The organism is Parapedobacter sp. ISTM3 (genome assembly GCF_016533505.1).
GTDB lineage: Bacteria > Bacteroidota > Bacteroidia > Sphingobacteriales > Sphingobacteriaceae > Parapedobacter > Parapedobacter luteus.
This window is the reverse complement of record NZ_JAENGN010000009.1, coordinates 145,111-163,413: the sequence shown is the minus strand read 5'-3', so window position 1 is coordinate 163,413 and position 18,303 is coordinate 145,111. Positions and strand designations below refer to the sequence as shown.

13 protein-coding genes are annotated in these 18,303 nt (G+C 50.6%); 10 read left to right on the top strand and 3 right to left on the bottom strand.

What is annotated here, in order from left to right; genetic code table 11:
- Positions 1-40: 40 nt before the first annotated feature.
- Positions 41-2,161, bottom strand: coding sequence for a S9 family peptidase (locus tag JHJ32_RS13845; protein ID WP_079717803.1), 2,121 nt, complete (start codon positions 2,159-2,161; stop codon positions 41-43).
- 119 nt (positions 2,162-2,280) lie between these two features.
- On the opposite strand from JHJ32_RS13845, the gene putP reads away from it, so the two are divergent.
- The 3 genes from putP (at position 2,281) to JHJ32_RS13830 (ending at position 5,091) form a co-directional block, all read left to right on the top strand.
- A complete protein-coding gene (gene putP / locus JHJ32_RS13840; protein WP_200121331.1) occupies positions 2,281-3,759 on the top strand; it encodes a sodium/proline symporter PutP in 1,479 nt (492 codons plus the stop codon).
- Positions 3,760-3,838: 79 nt separating this feature from the next.
- Positions 3,839-4,069, top strand: coding sequence for a hypothetical protein (locus tag JHJ32_RS13835; RefSeq protein WP_233632657.1), 231 nt, complete (start codon positions 3,839-3,841; stop codon positions 4,067-4,069).
- 176 nt (positions 4,070-4,245) lie between these two features.
- Complete coding sequence (locus JHJ32_RS13830) at positions 4,246-5,091, top strand: universal stress protein (RefSeq protein ID WP_200121329.1); 846 nt, start codon at positions 4,246-4,248, stop codon at positions 5,089-5,091.
- Between the two features lie 3 nt (positions 5,092-5,094).
- Here the strand turns inward: JHJ32_RS13830 and leuS are convergent, their stop codons facing one another.
- Together leuS and JHJ32_RS13820 are read right to left on the bottom strand one after the other, a co-directional pair.
- On the bottom strand, positions 5,095-7,887 hold the full coding sequence (gene leuS / locus JHJ32_RS13825; RefSeq protein WP_200121328.1) for a leucine--tRNA ligase: 2,793 nt from the start codon (positions 7,885-7,887) through the stop codon (positions 5,095-5,097).
- A gap of 208 nt (positions 7,888-8,095) precedes the next feature.
- Positions 8,096-8,284: a hypothetical protein gene (locus JHJ32_RS13820; RefSeq protein ID WP_139378722.1), complete on the bottom strand. Its 189-nt coding sequence runs from the start codon at positions 8,282-8,284 to the stop codon at positions 8,096-8,098.
- A 492-nt stretch (positions 8,285-8,776) separates the two neighbouring features.
- Here JHJ32_RS13820 and JHJ32_RS13815 point away from each other — a divergent pair, with 492 nt between their 5' ends.
- The 7 genes from JHJ32_RS13815 (at position 8,777) to JHJ32_RS13785 (ending at position 18,271) form a co-directional block, all read left to right on the top strand.
- Positions 8,777-9,931, top strand: a complete 1,155-nt coding sequence (locus JHJ32_RS13815) for an efflux RND transporter periplasmic adaptor subunit (protein ID WP_079717798.1) — start codon at positions 8,777-8,779, stop codon at positions 9,929-9,931.
- Between the two features lie 39 nt (positions 9,932-9,970).
- The gene (locus JHJ32_RS13810) at positions 9,971-14,521 is read left to right on the top strand and encodes an efflux RND transporter permease subunit (RefSeq protein WP_200121327.1); all 4,551 of its coding nucleotides are present in this window, start codon (positions 9,971-9,973) and stop codon (positions 14,519-14,521) included.
- A gap of 142 nt (positions 14,522-14,663) precedes the next feature.
- A complete protein-coding gene (locus tag JHJ32_RS13805; RefSeq protein ID WP_079717796.1) occupies positions 14,664-15,542 on the top strand; it encodes an ABC transporter permease in 879 nt (292 codons plus the stop codon).
- A 9-nt stretch (positions 15,543-15,551) separates the two neighbouring features.
- Entirely contained in the window at positions 15,552-15,791 is a 240-nt protein-coding gene (locus JHJ32_RS13800; RefSeq protein ID WP_079717795.1) for a DUF3098 domain-containing protein, read from the top strand.
- A complete protein-coding gene (locus JHJ32_RS13795) occupies positions 15,788-16,582 on the top strand; it encodes an undecaprenyl-diphosphate phosphatase (protein WP_079717794.1) in 795 nt (264 codons plus the stop codon). The genes JHJ32_RS13800 and JHJ32_RS13795 overlap by 4 nt, the downstream gene beginning before the upstream one ends.
- Positions 16,582-17,319, top strand: a complete 738-nt coding sequence (truB, locus tag JHJ32_RS13790; protein WP_079717793.1) for a tRNA pseudouridine(55) synthase TruB — start codon at positions 16,582-16,584, stop codon at positions 17,317-17,319. Before JHJ32_RS13795 ends, truB begins: the two co-directional genes overlap by 1 nt.
- Complete coding sequence (locus tag JHJ32_RS13785; RefSeq protein ID WP_200121326.1) at positions 17,297-18,271, top strand: bifunctional riboflavin kinase/FAD synthetase; 975 nt, start codon at positions 17,297-17,299, stop codon at positions 18,269-18,271. Before truB ends, JHJ32_RS13785 begins: the two co-directional genes overlap by 23 nt.
- Positions 18,272-18,303: the final 32 nt, after the last annotated feature.

The following is an 18,303-nucleotide window of genomic DNA, read 5'->3' as shown; positions in this document are numbered from 1 at the left end:
TGACAGGTAATTTTGTGTAGGCTATATTCGAACCCGATTCCTACTTCAACCCTGCCGGCATCGGTTTTTCCAACAGGTACTGATAATAAAACCGGTACCGCTCTTTACGGTCATATCCCGACTTTTCACGGGCAAAGCCGTGCCGGCTACCGGGATAAATCATCAATTCAAACGGCGTGTCGCGGTTGGTCAGTGCGTCTACCAATTGCATGGTATTCTGCATATGCACGTTGTCGTCGATGTCGCCATGCAGGATTCGGAGCACACCTTTGTAGTTATCTACATAGGTGAGTACCGAGCCGTTTTTGTACCCTTCCGGATTATCCTGCGGGGTATCCATATACCGCTCTGTATAATGGGTATCGTACAGTTCCCAGCTCGTCACGGGGGCCCCTGCAATACCGAAGTCGAAATAATCGGCACCTTTGGTCAATGCCAAGCAGGTCATGTAACCACCGTAGCTGTGGCCGGTAATGAGCAATTTATCTTTAGCTACCCAAGGTTTGCTCTTGAGCCATTTGGCGGCGGCAACGTAATCTTCCATTTCCCAATGACCGAGATTACGGTGCATCAATGCCACACCTTCCTTTCCAAAATGGCCGGATGCGCGATGGTCTACGCTGATCTGGATAATCCCTTCATTTGCCCAATGCTGATTGGCCGTACCCTTCCAAGTGTCACGCACCGTGCCGGCATCCGGCCCGCCGTAAATACTGAAGATAACGGGATGCGGCTTAGTCTCATCAAAGTCCGTGGGCCAGGTGATCGTCGCCGGCAGCTCATAGCCATCCGGCGTGGGAATAGTGATCAATTCGGTTTTAGCATAGTGATAGGTGTCAAAATCTTCGGCTTTACTGTCTGCAAGTTGCTTGATGAGCTTGCCTTTGTTATCCAGCAAAGCGACCTTAGGCGGCGTGCCCACATTGGAATACGTGGTGATGAAATGCCTGCCGTCGGGCGATACGGTTACGTTGTGGGTATAATCGCCGAACGTGAGCCGCTGTAGGTTTTTACCGTTGTAGTCTACACGGTAAAGATCAACCCTGGCCGAGTGTTCCTTCCGTGCCGTGAAATAAATCACCTTATTTTTCTCATCGACAAGCTCCAAAGCAGACACTTGCCATTTGCCCTCGGTAATGGGATTGACCAGCGTGCCATCCAAGGTATAAAGGTAATAATGTGCCCATCCGGTTTTATCACTTTTGAGGATGTAATGCTTGTTGTCTTTCAGGTAGGTGATACGCTCACTATGACTAAGGTCTATCCAAGCGTCCTGATGTTCGTCGTAAATTTCCTGTTTGGCTCCCGTCAGGGGTTCAACCTGATAGAATTTCAGGTTAGTCTGGTCGCGGTTCATCCACTGCACCATCAAGTTGCTGCTGTCGAAGCTCCAATAGGGTTCACCGAAGTACTGATCGTCCTTTTCGTTGAAGTCTGCCCACACGACGCGCCCCCCGTCAACAGGAACAAAGCCGACCCGCACTTCCGGATTGGGGTCGCCTGCTTTCGGGTAACGGGTCTGCTCAAGGTATCCATGCTGTCCCTCGGCAGCATAAATCGGAAACATCGGCACCTGCGTATCATCAAACCGCATAAAAGCCAACGTCCTGCTATCTGGCGCCCACCAAAATGCTTTATAACGTGAAGCCCGGCCCAAAATCTCTTCAAAATATACCCACGATGCCCATCCGTTATAAATCACATCCGTGCCGTCGTTGGTATAGCGGATTTCCCGGCTATCTGAAACACGTACCGCATACAAGTCGTTGTTGCGGGTAAAGGCCACATACTGATTGTCCGGCGATAACGTCGGATTTTTTTCTTCATCTTCCGGCGAATGCGTGAGTTGCCGCGCGGCATTAGCCCCTTCGCGAATAAAAATATCATTATGCGCGACATATACCTCTACATCGCTGCTGGGTGGCGGTGTATATGGGCTTCGTGCGCCGGATTTGATATGCACCCGGTATTGTTGCCGGGTTTGCCCATCAGATTCGATATAATGTTCGGCGTCCGCCCAACCGATTACCGGATTGATGGATTTGGTGAGCGAAGGTTTCAGGCCCAGGGATTGTTCCAAATCCAGCCGCTTGGTCTGCGCCGACAATGAATAGCCCAACACGAGGAAAGCGCCGATGGCAAGGTATATTTTTTTATGCATAGGGATGATATTTTGGCTTTTCCAGTTAATAAATACCTAAAAGCGAATAACTGTGGCTAAGGTAAGAAATTTTGATACTTTTGCGGAAACCAAGTTATGCAAACAACAACAAACAACGTATGGACATCAACCAACTGATTGCAATAAGTACCTACATGTTGCTCATGATAGGTATTGGCATCTATTCCTACCGCAAATCGACCAGCAATGTCAACGAATTTTTACTGGGCGGCCGCCGGCTCGGTCCGGCCGTCACGGCGCTGTCCGCAGGTGCTTCCGACATGAGCGGATGGCTACTGATGGGATTACCTGGAGCCATGTTCGCTACCGGGATATCCAGTGGCTGGATCGCCATCGGGCTCACCATCGGTGCGTTCCTGAACTACCTACTGGTTGCGCCTGCCCTGCGGATATACACAGAAAAGGCAGGCAATTCGATTACGATCCCGGATTACTTTGAAAACCGGTTTCATGATTCAGCGAGCGTACTGCGGTTGATTTCGGCCATTATCATTCTGGTATTTTTCACGTTGTATACGTCAGCCGGTATGGTATCCGGTGGCCGCCTATTTGAATCGGCTTTTCACATGGATTATCATACGGGGTTGTTCATTACAAGCGCTGTTGTTGTCCTTTATACGTTTCTGGGCGGCTTTCTGGCAGTTAGCCTGACCGACTTCGTACAAGGCACAATCATGGTGCTGGCGCTGGTCATCATTCCTATCGTACTGATCATTGAGGTAGGGGGCATCGGGGTAGCGTTTGAAACCATTCGATTAAAAGACCCCAGCTATTTAAGCCTATTCAAGGGCACGACCACCGTGGGTATTATTTCGTTATTGGCCTGGGGGTTGGGCTATTTCGGCCAGCCGCATATCCTGGTGCGTTTCATGGCCATCGACCAGGTGAAACAATTGCGGGCGGCAAGACATATCGGCATTTCGTGGATGATTTTTACCGTAGGTGGCGCGATGCTTATCGGACTCATCGGCATTGCATACATGGAACAATTGCAGCTATCGATTGCTGATCCGGAAACGATTTTCATTTACTTCTCGCGTGTGTTGTTCCACCCGTTGATTGGCGGCTTCCTCCTCTCAGCAATATTGGCTGCAGTGATGAGTACAATATCCTCACAGCTTCTTGTGACTTCAAGTTCGATGACCGAAGATTTTTATAAGGCGCTCTTCCGGAAGCAAGCTTCCGAAAAGGAGTTGCTCCTCGTCAGCCGCCTATCGGTTTTGGTGGTCGCCATCGTCGCGATACTATTGTCATTAAGTCCTAAAGACACCATCCTGGATTTGGTGGGACACGCCTGGGCAGGGTTCGGGTCTGCATTTGGGCCATTGATTCTCCTTTCCCTGCTGTGGCGAGGCACTACCCGCAACGGCGCCATAGCCGGCATGGCTGTCGGCGGACTTACCGTGCTGCTATGGACCTACATCGACCACCCCCTGAAAGCATGGTACTCCATGATTCCGGGCTTCATCCTTTCATTCCTGGCTATTGTCATCGTTTCCAAAATCAGCGGCAAACCCGATAAAACGATACAGGAACAGTTTGACGAGGTGCAAACGGAATTAAAAGCGATGGGTTGACCATTGGAAAAACTTATGTATCTTTGAAACGCAGCCTTACTGTCTTTAAGATCCATTTGTTTATGAACCTGCCATTGTGATGAATGTCTTAACGCTTATACCACCGTTATTTCTCGCCGTTTTGCTCGCTGCCGCCTGTAACCGGCAAACCGGTTCCAGCAGCCCTATCGGTGCTGCAACTGCCGATGATTCCATTGCAATGGCCGGATACCTCAACGACGCCGTAAGAAATCCACTTCAGGCCGACAGTTTGCTCGGATTGGCCAACCAGTTGTATCTATCCATAACGCAATGCTCTTGGGTTAACTGATGCAAACATAGCGTAGCTGCGCAAGTGATTTATCAGGGTTTTCCCCCAATTTGAAAACAAACGGACTATCCAATTAGGGGCACCATCCGATAAATAATAGCTTATCCCAACAAAGTCGCATGCAGGGATGTTATAAGATAAGTCGCGAATTAGATAGATAGAAAATAGCATGTAATATGAGCAAGGCAGTTTTGGTTCCCACTGATTTTTCAGACAATGCAGCAGCAGCCGCGCGTTATGCGGCTCAGATGGCACGGCATTTTGGTTGGTCAATCCACCTACTACACCTATATACACCGTTTTCCACGGCCTTCGGGGGTGAAGAGCTAAACCGCGAGGCGCAGGAGTTAGCAGCCAATGAAGCTGAAAGCAACATGACCGCTGCAGCTGCCGATTTAGAGGAGGAGTTTTCCGGGGTAGTGATTACCACGGACTGCAAGCAAGGGGTAATGAGTGATGTGGTTTACCGAACCGCACGTGAAGCCAAGAACAACCTGATTGTGATGGGTACCAAGGGCGCATCGGGCCTTAAGCATGCCGTCTTAGGCAGCAACACATTTGAAATCATCAAAAATTCACCCATACCGGTATTGGCGGTACCCGAAACCCCGCCAACCTTCCAGCAGCGTAATGTTGGGTTGCTGACCAACTTCCAACCCTCGGAGATTGAAGCCCTGGAAGCTTTTATCGCCATAGGAGAAGCCCCACAGCAGGTGACATTGATCCATTTGTTTGAGAAAGGCGCCAATAAAGACGAAAGAGACCTCGCGGATTGGGCCAAACACATCCAGGACCGGACGGCAATCAGCCGCGTGCTGGATAAAACGGCCCCGTTCTCTGACCGCATGGACGTCAAGGAAGATTTCCCTGAACACGTGTTCCGCTTAGCGCAGTCCGACGGTATGGACTTGCTGATAGTATCCCGTGAACGGAAAGGTTTCTTCGACAAGCTGTTTTCCGGCGATAGGGTCAAAGCTATGGCACACCAACTGGAAATACCCATATTTTTCCATAATGCCTGATGGCTATCCCGCCACGATATTCACTATCCGGCCTTTCACATAAATCACCTTGCGCACCGCCTTGCCTTCGAGGTAGCGTTGCACATCTTCATTGGCCAACACGGCTTTCTCCACATCCGGCTGTTCCATGTCAAGCGGCAACGTAAGGTTCATCCGTGTTTTTCCATTGACAGAAATGGGATATGAAAATTCGCTTTCCACCAGGTATTCGGGATTGAATGCCGGATACGTTGCGTACGACAGGGTACCGGGTTCATGCCCCAGCAGCGTCCACAGCTCTTCGGTGATGTGTGGAGCGTAAGGATGCAACACCACGCATAGTTCCTGGAGGATAGCCCGTTTGTTGCATTTCAGGTCGGTCAGCTCATTGACGCAAATCATAAAAGAAGATACCGATGTATTGAACGAAAACCGTTCAATATCCTCTTCTACCTTCTTGATAATCTTGTGCAAAGCCTTCAACTCGGCCCGGGTGGGCGCATCATCGCTTACGGCAAAGTTGCCCGAAGCGTCGTGAAATAATTTCCAGAATTTACGGAGGAACTTATAAACCCCTTCAATGCCATTGGTATTCCAGGGCTTGCTCTGCTCCAGCGGGCCGAGAAACATCTCGTACATGCGCAGGGTGTCAGCGCCGTACTGTTCGATGATGTCATCGGGATTGACCACGTTGTATTTAGACTTGGACATCTTCTCCACCTCATGGCCACAGATGTATTTGCCGTTTTCGAGGATAAATTCGGCATCGGCAAAATCAGGCCGGAACCGGCGGAATTTATCAAGATTGAGCACGTCGTTGGTTACGATGTTTACATCAACATGCAGCGCCACCGTGCGATATTGGTCCTTCAATCCGTAGGAAACAAAGGTATTGGTTCCCTTGCCCTCCCCATCCAGTACGCGATATACAAAATTGCTGCGCCCTTGGATCATGCCCTGGTTGATGAGTTTCTTGAAAGGTTCTTCTTCGGGTACATACCCCATATCTTTCAGAAACTTGTTCCAAAAGCGGCTGTAAAGCAAGTGGCCTGTAGCGTGCTCCGAACCGCCGATATAGAGGTCTACATCGCGCCAGTAGTCGATAGCTTCTTTAGAAGCAAATACCGCCTCGTTCTGCGCATCCATATACCGGTACCAATACCAGCTTGACCCTGCCCAGCCGGGCATGGTGCTGAGTTCATATTCAAACGTGCCGCGATACTTCCAGTCTTTGGCACGGCCCAGCGGGGGTTCTCCCGTTTCCGTGGGCAGGTATTTATCCACGTCCGGCAGCAATAGCGGCAACTCATCTTCGTCGATAAGCTGGGGCAGTCCGCCTTTGAAGTATACTGGCACAGGTTCCCCCCAGTAGCGCTGGCGGCCGAAAATGGCATCGCGCATCCGGTAGTTGATGGTAGCCTTTCCCGCCCCCAGCGATTCCAGCTTTTCAATCAGCGTATCCACGGCTTCCCGGTAGGTCATGCCGTTGATAATATCGGAGTTGATGTACCGTCCTTCTTTGGTGGGGTCCGCCTGTCCATCCAATTGCTGGGCATCCGAAATGGGGATGATGGGCAACCCGAAATGGGTAGCGAACAGGTAGTCGCGCTGATCACCCGATGGCACAGCCATCACAGCTCCGGTTCCGTAACCGGCTAATACATAATCCGCTATCCATATCGGAACTTCTTTACCCGTCAGCGGATGGATGGCATGGCTACCGGTGAAGGCACCCGATACGGCTTTTACATCCGCCATGCGGTCGAGCTCGGATTTTTTCTTGGTTTGAGCGATGTAGGCTTCCACTTCTGCCTGCTGCGATCCGGTGGTGAGCGCCTCCACCAATTCGTGCTCTGGGGCGAGCACCAATGCGTTCACCCCATAAATGGTGTCGACTCGCGTGGTAAACACTTCGATATAACGGCCGTCGCCGAGGATAGGCACGCCGAACCGTACGCTTGCACCAACACTTTTACCTATCCAGTTACGCTGCATCTCCACCAAGGGTTCCGGCCAGTCGATGGTCTCCAACCCCCGAAGTAGACGCTCGGCGTAGGCGGTGATGCGCATGCTCCATTGCATCATTTTCTTCTGCTCTACCGGGTATCCACCCCGTTCGGAAACGCCGTTGATTACCTCATCGTTGGCCAGCACCGTACCCAAGGCTGCGCACCAGTTGACGGTACTCTCCCGTAGGTAGGCCAGCCGGTATTTCAGTAATTCGCGTTGTTGCTCCTCCTCGCTGAACGCGGCCCATTCGGCAGCGGTAAACGACAGGACGTCATCATCCGACGCGGCTTGTATACCTCGGCTTCCATGCAACTCGAAATGTGCAACAAGCGTTGCAATGGGTTCGGCCTTATCGTTGGCTTTGTTATACCACGCATTAAAAAGCTGCATGAATATCCATTGCGTCCATTTATAGAAAGCGGGATCGCTTGTCCGTACCTCCCTGTCCCAATCAAAGGAGAATCCGATATTATCGAGTTGCTCCCGGTAACGCTTGATGTTAGCCTCAGTGGTGACGGCCGGGTGCTGTCCGGTTTGGATGGCGTATTGCTCCGCCGGCAGGCCGAACGAATCGTACCCCATCGGATGGAGTACATTGAATCCTTTCAGTCGTTTGTATCGGCTGAAAATATCCGACGCAATATAACCCAGCGGATGCCCCACATGCAATCCTGCACCGGACGGATAAGGGAACATATCCAGTACATAATATTTGGGTTTATCCGATGTATTCGTCACACGGAAGGTGTGGTTATCTGCCCAGAATCGTTGCCACTTCTGCTCAATCGTACGGTGATGGTAGTCCATAGTAACAAGGTGTCGTATAAGGACGGCGAAAATACGATTTTTTTAGCTTACGGTAGAAATGGCTGCCGGACTTTACGGTTTATTTCCGGTACGCGAAGTGATACGCAGCTAATATTACGAAATCATTAACAAATCCAGTACACAAGTAACAAAAAAGTGATAATCAATCATGATGATTGCAAATTGCTTACTTTAGCGCACGATTATGCTAGCGAGATTGGTCTATTTTCTTGTCATAGTTGCTTACATCAACACAATCTTCTATCAAGATGGGCACATACATGGTGATAATTCTTACCAAGTAATCGACGGTACACCATTGGTTGAGGTTATCCTCGAAGATGTGTTGGATATCCCGTGCGCCGGAGAAGAAAGCGAGCAGGATAATGATTTCCAATACGACGATTACCGGCCCGCTTCTTCAAAATGGATTTCTGTCCCCGTCCCAAGGGGAAACGCTGAACTTAATCCGCCACCCATTGTTGACATCTTCGATCAACGGCTCCGTTTAGGTTTGAACACCAAAATATCACACCTAATAGGGTATTACAGATTTCTTTTTCGACTAAAGCCGTTTTAACACTATCCCAGCCTCCATTATAACGCTGACAACGCGTAAGTTAACCTTATTATTTTCGGGAGAGATAACTACTGGCCACTGATGGGTCGGGGTCATGGTAAGCTTTGCCCGGCTTGCGATTGGGCTGCTTGTACTGGAAACGAATAACTGTCGAATGAATGGTTAACGGCTCATGCAAGTTCAACGTCGAAACAGAACAATGTTGATGAAACCGAGATGTAAATCGTACTGACACACGGCAATCATTATTTACATCGAGCGCTCATCGGGCAAGTAAAGGAAAACAACTAGATGAAATAAATTAAAAACATGGATACTAAATCAATACGAGTTCAGGCGCCAATCGCTTTAAGTCTGTTGGCGGGCTTTCTTACCGGATGTGCTGTTGACGGCGGACAACAGGGGAACCAACAATCGGCGCCGGCGACGCCTGTTGTCAAAGTGGAAAGCCTGGATACCACCATATATCAGGATTATGTGGCCAATATCCAAGCATTTAAAAATGTGGAAATCCGCAGCAGACTGAAAGGGTTTCTTGAGAAAATCTATGTAGATGAAGGCAGCGAGGTGTCTCAGGGGCAGCCTTTGTTTAAGCTGAATGATACGGAATACGCTTCCGAGGTTGCCCGCTGTGAGGCTGTCCTGGAAAACGCAATCGCTGACGGAAAAACCACAGCACTCGAAGTCGACCGTACCAAGCTGCTCGTCGCTAAAAACATCGTTTCGGAAACCGATTTGGAGGTGGCTGAAGCTCGGTTAGCTGCGGCCGAATCGAAGATTAAAGAGGCCAAATCGCTCTTGCAGCACGCCAAAGCACAGCTGTCTTATACAACCGTCCGCGCACCCTTCACTGGTCGGATTGACCGCATTCCACTGAAAGAAGGGAGTTTGCTGGATGAAGGCGCACTGCTGACCTCCATCTCAGACTTGCGTCAAGTATATGCTTATTTCGATATTTCCGAACAGGAATACCTCAGCATCGTAGCTAACGACAGTGCGCGCACCGTTGATTTTAGCATGCCAGTGACATTGACTTTGGCCAATGGAACCATTTACCCCCATGCTGGTACCGCTGAATTTGCCGAAAACGAATTTGAAGAAAGCACGGGTACCATATCCCTAAGAGCGCTTTTTCCCAATCCGGCTGGATTGATTAAACATGCGGCATCCGGCAAGGTGAGTGTGCCCATGCAACGCGGCGAGAATCTGGTGGTTCACCAGAAATCGGTTTTCGAAATCCAGGATCGCACGTATGTGTATAAAGTGAAGGATAGCGGTACCCTCGTCATGACACCTTTCCGGGCGGGGCCGCGAGTTGGACATTACTACCTCGTTGAAGACGGATTAAGTACTAGTGACACCATTGTTTTTGAAGGCGTGCAAAACCTGAGAGACGGCATGACGATTTCGCCGAAGATGACATCCTTGGCGGACCATACACTCGCTGCAAGCGGAACGCAATAAACTGTCACTAAGCTAATATATCTCCAAAAAATCAGTAAGATGCTTGAAACATTTATAAAAAGGCCAGTTTTGTCGCTGGTTATTTCATTGCTTATCACTTTATTAGGGATCCTTGCGTTATTCACTTTGCCGGTGACCCAATTTCCTGATATTGTCCCACCGTCGGTGGTGGTTACGGCTAACTACACGGGGGCGAATGCCGAAGTATGTACAGACGCGGTAGCCATACCACTTGAGCGGGCCATCAATGGCGTTGCCGGAATGACCTACATGACCTCGGTGTCGACCAATAATGGCACTACGCTTATTCAAGTTTTTTTCAAGGTGGGTACCGACCCGGATATTGCGGCTGTAAACGTACAAAACCGAGTGACCACCGTGCTCGACGAACTACCTGAAGAAGTCATTAAAGCTGGTGTAACGACAGAAAAAGAGGTGAACAGTATGTTGATGTACCTCAATGTGTTCAGTGACGACCCAACGGCAGATGAGCGTTTCATCTACAACTTTACCGACATCAACATTTTGAAAGAACTCAAACGCATCGAGGGTGTGGGGTTTGCTCAGATCATGGGTGCACGCGATTATGCCATGCGGGTTTGGCTCAAGCCCGATCGGATGGCGGCATACGATATCTCCAGCGAAGAGGTCATCGCCGCCCTGCGTGCACAAAACGTGGAGGCGGCACCCGGGCAAACGGGCATCGGCTCCGACCAGCGGGTAAATATGCAGCAGTACGTGTTGCGCTACCCAGGCAAATTCTCTGAGCCTGACCAATACCGGGATGTCCCCATCCGTGCCAATGCGGACGGTTCAATCCTGCGCATCCGGGATATCGCTGATGTGGAGTTTGGCTCATTGGACTATGAAATGGAGTCCAGGACGGATGGCCGCCCTTCAGCATCCATCATGATGAAACAGCTGCCCGGATCGAATGCGCAAGAGGTCATAGCGAACGTTAAACAACGCATGGCCGAACTCCAAGCGAGTTCATTCCCTCCGGGCATGAAGTACACGGTCAGCTACGATGTTTCGCGTTTCCTCGATGCCTCCATCAGCGAGGTTATCCGCACGCTTGTCGAAGCTTTCCTGTTGGTCTTTCTCGTGGTGTTCATCTTCCTGCAGGATTTTCGCTCTACGTTGATACCCGCTTTAGCGGTTCCCGTTTGCCTCATTGGCGCCCTTTTTTTCATGCAGTTGCTTGGCTTTTCCATCAACCTGCTAACACTCTTTGCGCTGGTATTGGCCATCGGCATTGTGGTAGACAATGCTATCGTGGTGGTGGAGGCGGTGCATGTCAAAATGGAGGAAGAACATCTACCGCCCATGGAGGCCACCTTGGCAGCAATGAAAGAGATTGGTGGCGCCGTGGTCGCCATTACGCTTGTCATGTCGGCGGTATTCGTGCCAGTCGCATTCCTTTCGGGCCCCGTTGGCATCTTTTACAGGCAGTTTTCGCTGACACTGGCTGCTTCCATCGTCATATCCGGCATCAATGCCCTGACATTGACACCGGCACTCTGCGCGCTTATTCTGAAGTCGCCGCATGATAAACCCGCGCCGAAAGGATGGCTGGCCGCATTTTTCAGGCGGTTCAACAACTGGTACAACCGGGTTTCCACGCGGTATGCGGGCCTCATTGGCAAAATCGCCGGTAGGCGTACCCTGACATTGGGGTTGTTGGCCGCATTCTTTGTCGCGACCTGGGGCGTCAACAGCATCCTGCCATCCGGATTCATCCCCACCGAAGATCAAGGAATGATTTATGTCAATGTCACAACACCACCGGGTGCGACCGTCGATAGGACTATCGCCGTGCTCAACCAGGTCGATTCGATTGCGCGTAAGCACGAGGCCGTGGAGACGGTTTCTACCCTTGCGGGGTATAGTATCGTAACGGAAGTGTCTGGTGCTTCGTATGGCATGGGCATGATCAACTTGAAGGCGTGGGAAGACCGCAAAGCGTCGGTGAGCGACGTCATGGCCTGGCTGGAAGCGCATACCGGCCACCTCATGGATGCCAGTATCGAGTACTTTCCACCGCCTACGGTGCCCGGCTTCGGCAATTCCAGCGGCTTTGAGCTCCGCTTACTGGATCGTACGGGTGCCGACGACCTCAACCGCACGGCCGATGTGCTGGCTGAATTTATGACAGCCCTCGACGAAACGCCGGAAGTGGGTAATACCTTTTCGACCTTTGATCCGCGCTTTCCGCAGTACCTCATTCAGGTAGATTATGATATCGCTGCCAAAAAGGGCATCAGCGTTGAGAATGCCATGCTCACGTTGCAAACCTTGATGGGCAGCTTTTATGCGACGAATTTCATCCGGTTTGGCCAGATGTATAAGGTGATGGTCCAAGCCGGGCCGGGCTATCGCGAAAAACCTGAGGATGTGCTTAAGTTGTATGTAAAAAATGATAGCGGCGAAATGGTCCCCTATTCGGCTTTTGTGACCATGGAACGAATATATGGGCCCGAACAGGTAACGCGGTACAACATGTTCACTTCTGCACTGATCAGCGGTGATGCCGCACCGGGATACAGCAGCGGGCAGGTAATCGAAGCCGTGGAACGTGTAGCTGCGGCTACGCTGCCTCAAGGTTATGGCATTGAATGGTCGGGCATGACACGCGAGCAAATTCTATCTGGCAACCAAGCTATCTACGTGTTTGCCTTGTGCCTGCTGTTTGTTTATCTTATCCTGGCTGCCCAATATGAGAGCTTCCTGCTGCCATTGCCCGTTATCCTATCCTTACCGGCCGGCGTATTCGGAGCGTTTCTCTTCCTGAAGCTGCTGGGCTTGGAAAACAACATCTACGCACAGGTAGCACTTGTTATGCTCATCGGATTGTTGGGCAAAAATGCCATCCTCATTGTGGAATACGCCATCCTGCGCTACAAGCAGGGCGCTACGCAGTTACAGGCAGCGATCGAAGGCTCGGTGGCCCGCTTACGGCCGATATTAATGACATCTTTTGCGTTCGTCGCCGGCCTCATCCCGTTGGCCATGGCTTCCGGCGCTGGTGCACTGGGCAACCGTTCCATCGGTACCACGGCTGTTGGCGGTATGGTGGTGGGCACGCTCATTGGGGTCATCGTGATACCCGGTCTGTATGTACTGTTCGCATCCTCCAAAAAAAAGAAAACTAAAATAGGAGCGGCCGGCGTAGTGGCCATCGGTGCGCTGATACTGCTGTCGGGATGTTCAGCCAGCAAACCACTTGCGGAGTACCAGCATCGCGCTGTACCCACCACCTATCAAGGCGACACGGATACGGTCAATACTGCCCACGTCGGCTGGCGCAAGTTCTTCAACGATGACCAGCTGGTCCGCCTTATCGACACTGCGCTGGCCAACAATCCCGACATGGAAAAGGCTCTCCACCAAGTGGAAATTGCCCGCGCAAACTTAAGGCTCCGGAAGGCCAGCCTCTTCCCCTCCGTCGATGCGCTGGCGGAGGCTGGCCTTCGGAAATATGGCTTTTACACCATGGATGGTATCGGCAACTATGACACCAACTTTTCGGAAAACCTCGATGAGGATGAAAAACTGCCCGACCCGTTGCCTGATTATTTCATCGGGCTGCGTACATCCTGGGAAATCGACCTTTGGGGAAAGCTGAAAAACCAAAAACGGGCGGCCTACCAGCGGTTTCTTGCTACCTATGAAGGCAGAAAGTTGGTACAGACAGCACTGATTGAGGAAGTGGCGTTGGCTTACTATGACTTGCTGGCACTGGACAATGAGTTGGCGATCTTGCGAAAAAATATCAGTCTGCAAGAAGATGCATTGGCTATCATCAAGGTACAAAAAGATGCAGGCAGGGCCGACGAGCTGGGTATTCAGCAGTTTACCGCGGTGGTTCAAAACTCCAAGGGTAGAGAGCAGGAAGTGCTTCAGCAAATCACCGCTGCCGAAAATCACCTGAATTTTCTGCTCGGCCGCTTCCACGGCGAGATAGCCAGGGATACCACGCATTGGATGACCACCGCGTTTACGGATTCTCTGGCTCCGGGCATTCCTTCGCAATTGATTGCACTCCGCCCTGATGTGCGGCAGGCCCAGTTGGAATTATTGGCGTCGGAGGCCGATACCAAAGCTTCAAAGGCAGCTTTTCTGCCGTCTTTGGTATTGTCGCCCTATGTCGGCTTCCAAGCGTTCGCCATGGATAGATTGCTTATGGCGCCAACGTCAGTCGCCTACGGCTTGCTGGGTGGCTTCACCGCGCCGATATTCAACCAGCGGGCCATCCGGTCTGCCTACGAAGCGGCTAAGGCATCTTATGGCATAGCCTTTCAGGATTACGAAAAGGTAGTGCTAAACGCTTGGCGGGAGGTGCAGACAAGCCTGAAGGCCCAAGATTACATCAATCAGCGCCGTATACACAATATGGAGGAAGTCGACGCCCTGGTTAAAGCCGTAGACGCGGCCAATGAGCTCTTCAAGGCCGGACGGGCGACCTACTTGGACATCATCACGGCCCAGCGGAACGTGCTCGATGCCGAAATCAACCTGATACATACCCGGCGGGAAAAAGCTATTACTAAGCTCTCGTTGTATAAAGCGTTGGGTGGCGGCTGGCAATAAATGCCGCCGCCCACACGTTGCTACATAAAGGATCGCTGATGGCAACGACAAGCGGAGAATCGGCATAAATTCATTTTATGCCGACCCAATTGTATTTATATCAGCACAATTCGTTACTTTCGCAACGAAAACAGCACGGCATATGGAAGTATATGAAGTAAGTACATCCTCGAAAAAGACCAAGTCCGTATACATATCCACGGTCATCAGCATCGCTTTGGTCTTGCTGATGACTGGTCTTTTGGGCCTTCTCCTCGTCCATGCGAAAAACTTGTCCAACTATGTGAAGGAGAATATCGTCCTCAACATCATCATGAACGAGGGCGCTGGGGAGGGAAATGTCCTGGCTTTCCAAAAAGAATTGGAATCAGACCGGTATGTCCTCCGGTCACAATACATCAGTAAGGAACTGGCGGCCAAGAACCTTTCCCAGGAATTGGGCGAAGACTTTGTCGAATTTCTTGGACATAATCCCCTGCTGTCTTCTATTGACGTCTACCTCAAGGCGGAGTACGCAAACACGGACAGTATCGAAACCTTTATTAAAAAAGTTTCGGCCAACGACATGGTGAAAGAAGTGGTCTACCAAGAGTCGCTGATTGACATGGTCAACAAAAATATCCGGACGATAAGCATCGTCATCTTGGCATTCACCGCGGTGTTATTAATCGTTGCCGTTGCACTTATCAATAATACCATCCGGCTGGCGATTTACTCGCAGCGGTTTCTAATTAAAAGCATGCAGATGGTGGGGGCTACCAGGGGATTCATCCGACGGCCGTTTCTGGGCTATGGTATCCTACATGGCCTGCTCGGTGCGCTCATAGCCATCTTGCTGCTTCTGCTCACCCTGCACCTCGGACAGCGGGAAATCCCCGAATTGGTATTTTTGCGCAATTGGTTTGAATTTGTCGTTATATTCGTCGTCGTGGCACTGCTCGGCATCCTTATTTCAGGGCTGAGCACCTATTTTGCTGTCAGTAAATACCTGCGGCTCAAGTCAAACGAATTGTATAGATAATCACAGCATATGTCATATAAGAAATCACAACAGCCCCAAAAGGCATCCTTTGTATTTGGCAAACGGAATTATCAGTTTTTCTTACTAAGTATCGCAGTAGTTATACTGGGCTTTATTTTGATGATGGGCACATCGGATATCTATAGTTTTACGAAAATCACCCTAGCCCCGCTGATCGTCGTCATCGGCTTCGCTTTGGGCGTAGTAGCTATTTTAATAAAGCCTAAAAACACCGGAAACAGCCAATGACATGGTTTGAAGTAGTCGTGCTGGCCATCGTAGAGGGCCTCACCGAATTTTTGCCGGTATCGTCGACCGGGCATATGATCATTGTCACAGCATTGATGGGTATATCGCCTACCGCTTTTGTCAAACTTTTCACTATCGCCATCCAACTGGGCACGATTTTATCGGTGTTGGTATTGTATTATAAGCGTTTTTTTCGATCGCTCACCTTCTACTACAAGCTCGCGGTGGCTGCAGTGCCAGCGGCGGTATTGGGTTTTTTATTCAGCGACGCCATCGACGGACTGCTTGAAAGCCCGCTGATTGTCGGCATTTCTTTGGTCATCGGCGGTGTCATTTTATTGTTTGTAGACAAATGGTTCAACAAGCCACGTATTGATGATTCTGATGAAATCAGCTACGGCCAAGCGTTGAAAATCGGTCTTTTTCAATGCCTGGCGCTTATCCCAGGCACATCGCGGTCGGCAAGTACAATCGTCGGCGGCATGACCCAGCACCTTAGCCGCAAGGCTGCGGCCGAATTTTCGTTCTTTTTGGCCATCCCGATGATGTTTGGCGCAACCTTACTTAAGTTGAAAGATCACTTCGAAGACGGAAATGGGCTGAGTGGCGCTGAAATCAATCAATTGATAGTCGGAAATGTTATCGGCTTCATTGTGGCCATCGTGGCCATCAAATCGTTCATTGGCGTCGTCTCCAAGTACGGCTTCAAAGCATTTGGCTGGTACCGAATCATCGTGGGTGGCATCATCATTGCCTTGTTAATCAGTGGTCACAGTTTGCAGATTATCTAATGGAATCCCCCTGCCCGTCACGCCCGGCATTTAACTTTGCGGAAGGCGAAGTGCTGCTAATCGACAAGCCCCTTCGGTGGACTAGCTTTGACGTTGTGCGGAAAATCCGCAATGCCATGAAACCCTTGAAGGTAAAAGTCGGGCATGCGGGCACCCTCGATCCGCTGGCTACCGGTCTGCTTGTTGTCTGCACGGGCAAATTCACGAAACGCATTGACGAGTTTCAGTCTCAAAAAAAAGAGTACACCGGTACAATAACGTTGGGCGCCACCACGCCATCCTACGATTTGGAGCGTGCAATAGACCAACGGTTCGACCTGTCGGGTATCACGTACGAACAGATTAACGGGACAGCCGCCTCCTTCGTCGGAGAAATCGAGCAGATCCCGCCGGCTCATTCAGCCATAAAAATGGATGGAGAGCGAGTGTATGAAAAAGCACGCCGCGGGGAGGCCGTCGAAGTGAAGCCACGCAACGTCCACATCTACGAGTTTGAAATCACAGCTATTCAACTGCCAGACGTTGACTTCAGGGTGGTATGCAGCAAGGGCACGTATATCAGGTCATTAGCGCACGATTTCGGCAAAGCAATGAATAATGGGGCACACCTCAGTCGCCTACGACGGACGAGAAGCGGCGATTTCAACGTAGCGCATGCTTGGCAGATGACGGATTTGGTAAACCATATAAAGGGATTTACGCTTGCAGTATCAGATGAAGATATACAAAAATCTTGAGGACTTCAGTCCGCTGAACAACGCGGTGGTCACCATCGGCACATTTGACGGCGTACATGTGGGCCATCAAAAAATACTAAGCACGCTCAAGGAATGCGCGAAAGAAAACGGCGGCGAAACGGTGCTATTGACCTTCTTCCCGCACCCACGCTTAATTCTCCATCCCGAAGATGACAGTCTGAGGCTTATCAGCGACATCGAGGAAAAAGTACAGCTACTGGCCGAGGCAGGCATCGATCACCTGATCATCACCCCTTTCACGCGTGACTTTTCCAACCAGTCTCCCGAGGAATATATCCGCGAAGTACTGGTTGACAGAATCGGCACCAAAAAGATCGTCATCGGCTACGACCACCATTTCGGCAAAGACCGCAGTGGGTCGCTCAACGATCTGCTAGACCACGCCGAAATATATGGCTATACGGTGGAAGAAATCCCCGAGCAGGACATCAACGATGTGGCAGTATCGTCAACCAAAATACGCGAAGCGCTGATCAAAGGCGATATCGATGCGGCAAACCGCTATCTGGGGTACCCTTTTCAATTGACGGGGCAGGTTATCCGGGGCAATCAACTGGGGCGCAACATCGGTTATCCCACGGCCAACTTGCAGGTGCATGAAAATCACAAGCTTATTCCGGCTTACGGTATCTACGCCGTGGAAGCGGCCATCATCGAACCTATAGCAATTAAAACCGGCCCGTATGTCCCCACCGTACCCGAACGGGTACTTAAAGGGATGGGTTACATCGGCACGCGGCCAGCCATAGATGGTGTCAGCCGAAGCATCGAAATACACCTGTTTGACTTCAAAGAAGATATATACGGGAAGACATTGCGCGTAAAATTTCTCCACTTCGTCCGGCATGATCAATGGTTCGAAACGATGCAGGAACTGATTGACCAGATGGCCGTTGACGAGAAAAAGGTAAAAGCGCTGTTCGGGATTTAGTCGCGGGTCTAGCCTTCAGGCAGTATCCAAGG

What these genes read in the sequence shown, in the direction of transcription:
- JHJ32_RS13845 (WP_079717803.1), bottom strand. Translation starts at nt 2,161, where the DNA reads ATGCATAAAAAAATATACCTTGCCATCGGCGCTTTCCTCGTGTTGGGC.
- putP (WP_200121331.1), top strand. Translation starts at nt 2,281, where the DNA reads ATGGACATCAACCAACTGATTGCAATAAGTACCTACATGTTGCTCATG.
- JHJ32_RS13835 (WP_233632657.1), top strand. Translation starts at nt 3,839, where the DNA reads ATGAATGTCTTAACGCTTATACCACCGTTATTTCTCGCCGTTTTGCTC.
- JHJ32_RS13830 (WP_200121329.1), top strand. Translation starts at nt 4,246, where the DNA reads ATGAGCAAGGCAGTTTTGGTTCCCACTGATTTTTCAGACAATGCAGCA.
- leuS (WP_200121328.1), bottom strand. Translation starts at nt 7,887, where the DNA reads ATGGACTACCATCACCGTACGATTGAGCAGAAGTGGCAACGATTCTGG.
- JHJ32_RS13815 (WP_079717798.1), top strand. Translation starts at nt 8,777, where the DNA reads ATGGATACTAAATCAATACGAGTTCAGGCGCCAATCGCTTTAAGTCTG.
- JHJ32_RS13810 (WP_200121327.1), top strand. Translation starts at nt 9,971, where the DNA reads ATGCTTGAAACATTTATAAAAAGGCCAGTTTTGTCGCTGGTTATTTCA.
- JHJ32_RS13805 (WP_079717796.1), top strand. Translation starts at nt 14,664, where the DNA reads ATGGAAGTATATGAAGTAAGTACATCCTCGAAAAAGACCAAGTCCGTA.
- JHJ32_RS13800 (WP_079717795.1), top strand. Translation starts at nt 15,552, where the DNA reads ATGTCATATAAGAAATCACAACAGCCCCAAAAGGCATCCTTTGTATTT.
- JHJ32_RS13795 (WP_079717794.1), top strand. Translation starts at nt 15,788, where the DNA reads ATGACATGGTTTGAAGTAGTCGTGCTGGCCATCGTAGAGGGCCTCACC.
- truB (WP_079717793.1), top strand. Translation starts at nt 16,582, where the DNA reads ATGGAATCCCCCTGCCCGTCACGCCCGGCATTTAACTTTGCGGAAGGC.
- JHJ32_RS13785 (WP_200121326.1), top strand. Translation starts at nt 17,297, where the DNA reads ATGAAGATATACAAAAATCTTGAGGACTTCAGTCCGCTGAACAACGCG.